Raw genomic sequence first — 3,784 nt, forward strand, 5'->3', positions numbered from 1 at the left:
ACATCGGCTACTTCACATCGGCTACTTCGCCCAGCAGGAGCTCGACGTTCTGCGGCCGCAGGACACGCCGCTCGAGCACATGGTGCGGATGGCGCGCGAGCTTGGTGCCAATGCCAAGGAGCGCACGGGCGAGCAGGACCTGCGCGGCTTCCTCGGCAGCTTCAATTTCAGCGGCGACATGGTCAAGCAGCCGGTCGGCACCATGAGCGGCGGCGAGAAGGCGCGCCTGGTGCTGGCCATGATGGTCTGGCAGCGGCCCAACCTGCTGCTGCTCGACGAGCCCACCAACCATCTGGACCTCGCCACCCGCGAGGCGCTGGCCGTGGCGCTCAACGAGTTCGAAGGCACGCTGATGCTGGTGAGCCACGACCGCGCGCTGCTGCGCTCGGTCTGCGACGAGTTCTGGCTGGTCGGCCGCGGCGTGGTCAGCGATTTCGACGGCGACCTCGACGACTACCAGCGCTACCTGCTGGACGAAGCCAAGCGACTGCGCGAGGAGGCCAAGGTGGCGAATCGGGATGCCGCGGCTGCCAGCGCAGCCGAAGTCGTCGCGCGACCGGTCGAAGCCGCCGTCGCCAGCGCCCCCGCGCCCCGGGCGGCCGAATCCGCCCCGGCCGGCAGGAACCAGCGCAAGCAGGACGCGCAGGAGCGCCAACAGCGCAGCGATCAAGCCAAGCCGCTGAAACGCGAGTTGGCGCAGGTCGACCAGCGGCTGGCCGCCGCAAGCAGCGAGAAGGCCGCGCTCGAAGAGCGACTGGCACAGGCCCTGCCGGCCCCGGAAATCGCCGAAGCCGGCAAGCGGTTGAAGGCGCTCAGCGACGAGATCGAACGCCTCGAAGAGCGCTGGCTGGCCCTGTCGGACCAACTGGAAACGCTCGCGACCTGATAATGCGGAGGAATGTCTTCCGCCATCGAGCTCGCCCAAGGTGATCCGCAACTGATCGCGGCCATCCGGCGCAGCCGCCGTCTGCTCGGCCGCAAGGCGCTGATGGCGGCAGCGGTCGGCGCCGTTCCGCTGCCGGGCATCGACTGGGCCGCCGACGCGGCCCTGCTGGCGCGCGTGGTGCCGCAGATCAGCACCGAGTTCGGCCTTTCCGTGACCCAGGTCGAGCGAATGGCGCCGCACGAGCGCGAACGCATACGCAAGGCAGCGGCGGCGATCGGCGCGCTGCTGGTCGGGCGGCTGGTCACGCGCGAACTGCTGGTCACGCTGGCCCGCCACGCCGGCGTCAAGCTGACAGCCAGCCAGGCGGCCCGTTTCGTTCCCCTCGCGGGCCAAGTGGTTTCTGCCACGCTCAGCTATGCAGCGCTGCGCTCCCTTGGCGAATTGCACATCAAGGACTGCGTGCGGGTGGCGCACAGCGTTCGGCATCGGCTTCCGGCGCCTGCCGACGTCGTCGAGCCCGTTGCGCAGCCCGCCCGCAGCGAGCCGGCTGCGCCCCCTGCACGGCCTTCGAGATGGGCCGACGCCTGGAATCGGCTGCGATTTCGCTGAATTTCGAATACCAAAGAATTAACAAATTCGCCCTGTTGGCGTACCACGATAAAGCACCGGAGGCAACCGTGCGCAGGGGGAGGATAATGACGAAACTCATGCAGCCGAAGGCTGAATGAGCGCAGGGTGAGTTCAGAGGTAAGGTTCGGGATCAAACCAAGGTCGTTTCCGCACGACTGGTTCGGAGGAGCGGAAGATGAACGAGACAGACCTCGCAGCATCGGTCGAACGGCTCATGGCCCGGGTCGACTATTACTTGCATTGCGAGTTGGACGAAGAGTACGACCACGATCGGCCGGAGACGGCGCGTCGGCTGCTCGAAGCGGCCCTGCGCCAGGAACTGATTCGTGCCAGTGCGGTGGGCTTGGTCTCGGCGATCGCCRGATCCCCCCACTCGGCCTCGATCGGCGGCGACGAAGCCGGTTGACCCTCCAAACACAAAAGGCCGTCTCGAACGGCCTTTTCTCTGTGGCCTGGACCCCGCCGCGCCGGCAGTAAGAGGCAGGCCTTGCCGATGGCCACGGGGGGGCGAGGGCTCGCTGCCAATCCTTCCGGTGGGCAGAACCGACCTGCCCCAGCAACCGAGATCAGCGACTGCTGGCGGAATCCCAGGCCTGGAGCCGGGCGGTGGGCCTGCCCGCGAGCTTGTTTCTCAAGCGCTGCTCCGCGATGGCGAGCCTCGCGAACAGGTGCAGTTCGGCCTCCGTTGGCCCTGGCCCCGAAGCCTCGAMATAGCGTCGGAACGCGAAGACGATTCGGTTCTGGGCAGCCTCTCTGACGCGAGACGCCGCGATCCAGGCCAGTTGCGCACCGTCGTTCGGATGTAGGGCCACCGAACTGGCGCGCACGCGTGCGCGGCGTCGTTGCAAGGCCAGTGGGGCCCGGCGCCCCGTTCGCCTCACGAACTTGCCTTTGGCAATCTTAGACATGAGCCCTCCTTCGAGGTGAACTTGTTCAATGGGGCCGAATGGCCAGTTGTCGCGAAGTCGAATCTCGGCTTGGGCCGCTCGGCGAAACGGCACACTTCGCAAAGTAAAAATGTAATACTTTCACATTCGCATAGTGTCTGGCTTTGTAACCAATGGACACTGAAGACCAATTTCGCGAGTGAGCGTCCCTACAGATTGGCATAGGCGTCTGTCCCGCAGGCCTATTGGAGGGACTCCGTGTGGGTGTCCCCAACGAATGGAGAAGGCCATGGTACTCGAGGGCATGCACCGCGAATTGCTCGGCCATCTGAGAGCGAAGGGGGCGCCGCCATCGCTGGTCGATGATTGGGAAAGCGCATGGGCCGATGCGCTGGCTTGTGCAGGGGAACTGCTGCCTTGTCCGCAGTGCTTTCTCGACGGCCAGGCGTCTGGACTCGAGCCGCTCCAGCGCCAAGGGCACATCGGCCAGGCACGGTGCCGCCACTGCCGCACCGTGTTTCTCTACGCCGACGGATGAGGGGAAGTCAGCCCCGGAGCGGCTTCACGGTGAACCGTAGGCGTCCTCGAACGCCGAGCCAGGGCCTTTGCGGGACTCCTGGCGAAGGCTCGTCACCCACAGTCGAGCGTGCCGCTGCTCGCGGTTTTCGAAGAGCTCGGTGAATCTGCGGACGACGGGGCGCTCAATCGCGGCGATCGTCATCCAGTCCGTGGTTCCGAACGATGCCGAATCGCTGCTTCGTTCCACCAGTGCGGGGCGCAGCGTCAGGATCCATTCGACGGGAATGCCCGGGTCCGCATCGATGATCCGCAGGGCGATCTTCGCGGCCTTGGGGCTCAGGGTCTGCACTTTGCGAAGGTGAAAGTCCGAATCCATATTGCGGCTCCTGAATAGGCTTGGCATGCGGCCGGGCCTGATTTTCCGTTCCGGGCGGGGATGCCAATGTATATCAATTTGCAACAAATGTGAACTTTTCCCATTTTCATGCGAATCGCGCTGGGTCTCAACACGGAAGGACATCGAAGAACGACCGTCCCTCCAGACCAGCCTTTCTAACGCCCGGCTGCACCACCACCGGGTCCGCCGCCCGCACCACCGCCCCCCCCCGCACCACCACCGGCTCCGCCCCCGGGGCCAGCCCCCGCTCCGCCACCCCCGCCGGCGCCACCTCCGGCTCCAGCTCCTGGACCGGCGCCACCTCCGGCTCCAGCTCCTGGACCGGCACCGCCTCCGGCTCCGGCTCCGGAACCAGCACCAGCGCCCGCTCCGGCTCCGGCTCCGGCTCCGGCTCCCCCACCCGCGCCAGCTCCAGCTCCAGCTCCAGCTCCAGCTCCAGCTCCAGCTCCAGCTCCAGCTCCAGCT

Annotated in this window: 5 protein-coding genes and 1 pseudogene; 4 read left to right on the forward strand and 2 right to left on the reverse strand. The window is 66.4% G+C overall.

The window, feature by feature from the left end:
• The 4 genes from AC1DY5_RS46290 to AC1DY5_RS46305 form a co-directional block, all read left to right on the forward strand.
• Positions 1-886, forward strand: an 886-nt coding sequence (locus tag AC1DY5_RS46290; protein ID WP_478121110.1) for an ATP-binding cassette domain-containing protein, incomplete at its 5' end; no start/stop codon positions are given.
• A 12-nt stretch (positions 887-898) separates the two neighbouring features.
• Positions 899-1,495, forward strand: coding sequence for a hypothetical protein (locus AC1DY5_RS46295; protein WP_478121111.1), 597 nt, complete (start codon positions 899-901; stop codon positions 1,493-1,495).
• A gap of 196 nt (positions 1,496-1,691) precedes the next feature.
• Complete coding sequence (locus tag AC1DY5_RS46300; protein ID WP_478121112.1) at positions 1,692-1,922, forward strand: hypothetical protein; 231 nt, start codon at positions 1,692-1,694, stop codon at positions 1,920-1,922.
• Positions 1,923-2,692: 770 nt separating this feature from the next.
• Complete coding sequence (locus tag AC1DY5_RS46305) at positions 2,693-2,941, forward strand: hypothetical protein (protein ID WP_478121113.1); 249 nt, start codon at positions 2,693-2,695, stop codon at positions 2,939-2,941.
• Positions 2,942-2,965: 24 nt separating this feature from the next.
• Here AC1DY5_RS46305 and AC1DY5_RS46310 read toward each other — a convergent pair whose 3' ends face one another.
• Both AC1DY5_RS46310 and AC1DY5_RS46315 read right to left on the reverse strand, forming a co-directional pair.
• Complete coding sequence (locus tag AC1DY5_RS46310) at positions 2,966-3,298, reverse strand: hypothetical protein (protein WP_478121114.1); 333 nt, start codon at positions 3,296-3,298, stop codon at positions 2,966-2,968.
• A 127-nt stretch (positions 3,299-3,425) separates the two neighbouring features.
• Positions 3,426-3,784 (reverse strand): annotated as a pseudogene (locus AC1DY5_RS46315) (hypothetical protein); the annotation flags it as partial.

It is taken from the genome of Variovorax sp. P4_D9 (assembly GCF_056401695.1).

Bases quoted from the DNA above. Each gene is read 5' to 3' on its own strand.
- AC1DY5_RS46310 (WP_478121114.1), bottom strand. From the start codon at position 3,298: ATGGATTCGGACTTTCACCTTCGCAAAGTGCAGACCCTGAGCCCCAAG.
- AC1DY5_RS46305 (WP_478121113.1), top strand. From the start codon at position 2,693: ATGGTACTCGAGGGCATGCACCGCGAATTGCTCGGCCATCTGAGAGCG.
- AC1DY5_RS46295 (WP_478121111.1), top strand. From the start codon at position 899: ATGTCTTCCGCCATCGAGCTCGCCCAAGGTGATCCGCAACTGATCGCG.